This is a genomic window from Desulfonatronospira sp. MSAO_Bac3, assembly GCF_003838035.1.
Classification (GTDB): domain Bacteria; phylum Desulfobacterota; class Desulfovibrionia; order Desulfovibrionales; family Desulfonatronovibrionaceae; genus Desulfonatronospira; species Desulfonatronospira thiodismutans.
Genome location: NZ_QYZY01000059.1, coordinates 1 through 4,075 on the forward strand (window position 1 = coordinate 1; position 4,075 = coordinate 4,075).

5 protein-coding genes and 1 tRNA gene are annotated in these 4,075 nt (G+C 54.6%); 2 read left to right on the plus strand and 4 right to left on the minus strand.

The genetic code is table 11. The features are described from left to right. The first annotated feature begins 40 nt into the window (after nt 1-40). Together D5S03_RS02155 and D5S03_RS02160 are read left to right on the plus strand one after the other, a co-directional pair. Entirely contained in the window at nt 41-865 is an 825-nt protein-coding gene (locus tag D5S03_RS02155) for a motility protein A (RefSeq protein WP_008869604.1), read from the plus strand. Nucleotides 866-938: 73 nt separating this feature from the next. Beyond that, a tRNA-Arg gene (locus D5S03_RS02160) sits at nt 939-1,015 on the plus strand. Between the two features lie 29 nt (nt 1,016-1,044). On the opposite strand, the gene D5S03_RS02165 is transcribed toward D5S03_RS02160, so the two are convergent. The 4 genes from D5S03_RS02165 to D5S03_RS02180 form a co-directional block, all read right to left on the minus strand. Beyond that, nucleotides 1,045-2,967 carry a sensor histidine kinase gene (locus tag D5S03_RS02165; RefSeq protein WP_287042547.1) on the minus strand — a complete coding sequence of 641 codons (1,923 nt, stop codon included), beginning with the start codon at nt 2,965-2,967 and terminating at the stop codon, nt 1,045-1,047. Between the two features lie 5 nt (nt 2,968-2,972). Beyond that, complete coding sequence (locus D5S03_RS02170; RefSeq protein ID WP_008869606.1) at nt 2,973-3,377, minus strand: YdbL family probable chaperone protein; 405 nt, start codon at nt 3,375-3,377, stop codon at nt 2,973-2,975. Nucleotides 3,378-3,407: 30 nt separating this feature from the next. Next, entirely contained in the window at nt 3,408-3,632 is a 225-nt protein-coding gene (locus D5S03_RS02175) for a hypothetical protein (protein ID WP_008869607.1), read from the minus strand. Between the two features lie 60 nt (nt 3,633-3,692). Next, on the minus strand, nt 3,693-4,075 hold a 383-nt coding region (locus tag D5S03_RS02180), incomplete at its 5' end, for a hypothetical protein (protein ID WP_287042548.1).

Below are 4,075 nucleotides of genomic sequence, written 5' to 3' on the forward strand. Positions count from 1 at the left end.
TCGTAAACAAGCATATATTTTTTCGACCCGGGAGTATGTCATGATAAACAAAACCATAACCGCAGGCCTGATTTGCTTTACGCTCTTTGTGTCAGCCTTTTTCCTGGCCGGAGAGGCCTCAATATATTTCAACGCCACTGCCTTTCTGGTGGTCACTTCCGGCACCCTGGGCGCCGGACTTCTAAGCTCCGGACCAGGAAGGGTGAAAAAGGCCCTGGGATTCGCATCCAGGGCTTACACCGAAGAACAGGGGCGGGAAAAAAGACTCCTGGACGCCCTTATGAGCCTGGGGCATCTGCACCGCAGGCACGGTATCATCAGCCCGGAAAGCATCAGGGAGATAAACCCTGTAGCTGCCCACGGGCTGGAGCTTATAAAGGACGGCTACAGCGAGACCGAGATCCGGGAGATCATGGGATCTGATGCCCAGGCCCACTGCCGTTTCCGGCAGGAACTGGAAAAGGTATTTCGCAACATGGCGGCCTACGCCCCCTCATTCGGGGTGGCCGGCAGTGTAATCGGGCTGGTGGGACTGCTCATGGGTATAGAGGAAACAAGCCTTATCCTGAAAAATGTGCCGGTCACCCTGGTCTCCACCCTTTATGGCATAGTTCTGGCCAATTTTCTGCTGCTGCCCGTAGCTGAAAAAATGCGCCAGGAAAAGGAAAAGGAAATCAGGGAACGGGAAATGGTTTTATGCGCTATGATCAACATGAGCAGGGGCGCTGACTTTTTGAAGATGCAGCGCATGCTCAACGCCATGGCCTCGGAACCGGAACTGCGGGTGGAGGACAGCGGTGCCTTCAGGCGCATCAATGCCGCCATAAAAAATCAGGGCGTCAAGGCCCGGGCGGAGGGTCAGTAACCCGGCTGTGAAGTAAAGACCCTGAAATTCATCTCTTTACTTTTGGCGTCCTGCTGATTAATATGCACTTTGTGCGCCTGTAGCTCAGTAGGATAGAGCAGGAGCCTTCTAAGCTCTTGGCCGGGGGTTCGAATCCTCCCAGGCGCGCCACTTACCCCTTCCCCCCTTCTTCAGGTCTATCAATACGGTATCGGCAGAGTCACAAAGAGGTGGGTGCCTTCTTCTTCCGAGGTGGTGAAGGTAATATCTCCGCCGTGCGCCCTGGCGATGAGCAGGGCACTGTAGGTGCCAAGGCCCGTGCCGTACTGCTTGCCATGGGTGACGTAGCGGTCAAAGAACCTGTCCCTGATGTTTGCGGGAACAGCCCCCTGGTTGTGGATATCCACCAGGCATGAATCCTTGCTGCGTTTAATGACAACCTGCACGCTTTCTCCAGTGGGAGAGGCCTCCAGGGCATTGTGCAGGAGATTGGCGAACAGGGATTCCAGAAGAATCCTCTCCCCTTTTGTCTCCACGCTGTCACTTCTGGTCATGGCCGCTCCGTTGAGATAGTATTCCAGCTTTACGCCCTTGTTTTCCGCCGAGGGCAAGAGCTCTTCATGCAGTGAACAGAAAACTTCAGCCAGGTTGACCCGTTCCTCCTTGAGGGTATAAGTGCCCTGTTCTATCCTGAGCAGGGACATGGTGTTGTTGAGCATGCGCAGGAGTTTTATCCCGCTCTGGTAGATGGTGACCACGAAATTGCGCTGCTTTTCGCTCAGGTCCTCTTTGAGCAGATGCCGGCCCAGGCCGGCGATGCCAATGAGGGGAGACTTCATATCATGGCGCACTATGCGCTCCACTTCACTGCGCATTATTTCCAGCCTCTTTTCCTGGGTGATGTCTGTGAGCACCCCGTTCCAGACAACGGCTCCGTCTTCCTCCCGCACCCTGCACAGGGCCCTGTTCTTGATCCAGACCTTTTCCCCGTCAGGTCCTCCGGGCATGGAAAATATGAATTCCTGGAGTTCATCCGATTCTCCCCCCGACTCCAGGGCCTGCAGAAAAGTGGCCCGGATGTCCTCGTCCATACTCTGGAAAAAAAGCTCCTGATCCTCCAGCACCTTGTATGGGTCCAGGCCGAACATCCAGCGCACACCGTCGCTGATAAAGGTAAACATCTTCGTGTCCCGGTCCTGGACATAATACTGATATACAACACCCGGTATGTTGGAGGTTATTTCCCGCAGGCGTCTTTCGCTGGATTTCAGGGCCCGCTCCACCCTGGTCCGGTCGCTTACGTCCTGAATGGTCTCAATGGCTCCAAGCACCCTGCCCTGCACGTCCTGGTAAGGAGCAGCCAGAAAGTATATATCCCTGGCCTCGCCCTGAATGTTCAAGGTATCCCTGGCCTCGTAGGCATCAGGGATATAAAGGCAGGGGGCAAGGTTTTTATCTCCGTAAAGGGTGCACATCTTTTCCACGTTGCCTTCCAGTACCAGGTCAGCCAGTACCTGCCTGCCCGGACCGGGGTAGAAGATCCTGGAGTCCACGGCCCGGCCCAGGGTCTTATCCCTTAAGACCCCGGTAAAAGCTTCACAGGCCTTGTTCCAGATAACCACCTTGTGCTCATGGTCGATTACAAAGGTGGCGATGGGCACAGCGTCCAGGATGGCCTCAAGCTGCTTTCTCCTGATCCTGAGCCTGGATTCGTACTCCTTGTGTCTGGTGATGTCCCTGAGGGTGGTCAGGACGGCTTCCCTGCCCCTCCAGGCGATCTTCTTCATGTACACTTCCACGGAAAACTGCCTGCCCTCGCCTGGAATCCTGGCAGTAGAGGAAAAAAGAAGATTCCCTCCGGCATCTATCCTGGAGCAGAGCCTTGAGAGCTTGCGCATGGGGGCATGCGGCGCAAAAAAATCCCTGCCGAAATCAAGGTCAAGAGCCCTGTTTCTATCCACGCCGAACATCCGCATGGCTCTTTCATTAAGCTCCAGGATACCGCCTTTCGAGTCATGCACAAACAGGGCCTCGTTTACTCCGTGAAATACCTGGAGCAGGTCCTGTAGGCCGGCCCGGCCTGCATCATGGCCTGAAGGATTATTATCGTCCTTTGTTGTCATAGGCCCTAATTTTCGAAATCCTTTTTACGCACCCAGTTGCGGTTCTGGTCCTGGACATAATGGTTGTCATCGGCCAGGCGGTACATGCGGATGCGGTTCTGCAGGGCCACTTCCTGCACGGAGGTATCCGTATCCGCGGCGATTATCTGGTAAAGCTCTCTGCGGTCGTAATTTTCCGAGTCCACCAGGTCCTGCACCCGGGATGGAGCGCCCTGATCGACTAAAGCAACCATGCCGTTCCAGGCCTCGCCCACCAGGCCCTGGTCCTTGGCCTGTACCAGGCTGGAATGGCGGTCCTTCATGCTCTGCACCACTTCATCCTTGCTCCTGTTCTGGGCCCAGGCAGCAGAACTTCCCAGCATAAAAGACAGCAGACATATCAAAAGCACCGTCCAGATTTTATTTTGCATGATCTTAACCTCGTGGTTCATGTTTTGAAACTATTGCAACTGCTTCAGCTCTTCTTCGGAAAAAATATCCTCCATACCGCCCTGAAAAGCTAAGGCGTCATCCAGGGCCTTCTGCACCTTGAGGTTGATGTCCACTGTGACATGAATGGGGGCTATTTCTACCTTGTGGGTAGTGTCGGCGGTCACATGGTGCCTTGTGCACGATGCCAGCAAAAAAATAAGCACTGCCAGTAAACACAGAATCTTCTTGTCCATGATTCTCTCCGCTTCTTTGGTAACAGTTCAATGTACTGATAAACGGGTCAAAGGTCGGGGTCAAAAATCCAGCCAGTCGTCCAGCGCCCTCCTGGCGGCGTCTTCTCCGGTGATTCCCAGATCCAGGGCATGGTTCAAAGTGTCTTCCAGGCCACTGACATTGAGCACCAAGCTGCCCACGCGCTGGGGAGGATCGCCGTGCACTCCCTCTCCGCGGATCTCTATGCGCGCCCGGACATCATCGGCCATGGGAATGATATTCAGAGTAAAATAATCATACTCGAAATCCCTGAGGGCCTCTTCCAGCCTTTCGCTCAGGATTGAGAGGTACTCCTGCCCGGCCAGGCTCTGGCGCACATACATAAGCAGGGTATCCATGAGCTCTTCATCTTTTATGCCCAGCCTGCCGGTTCCAGGAAGGGAATATATGTATCCGTCCCCAA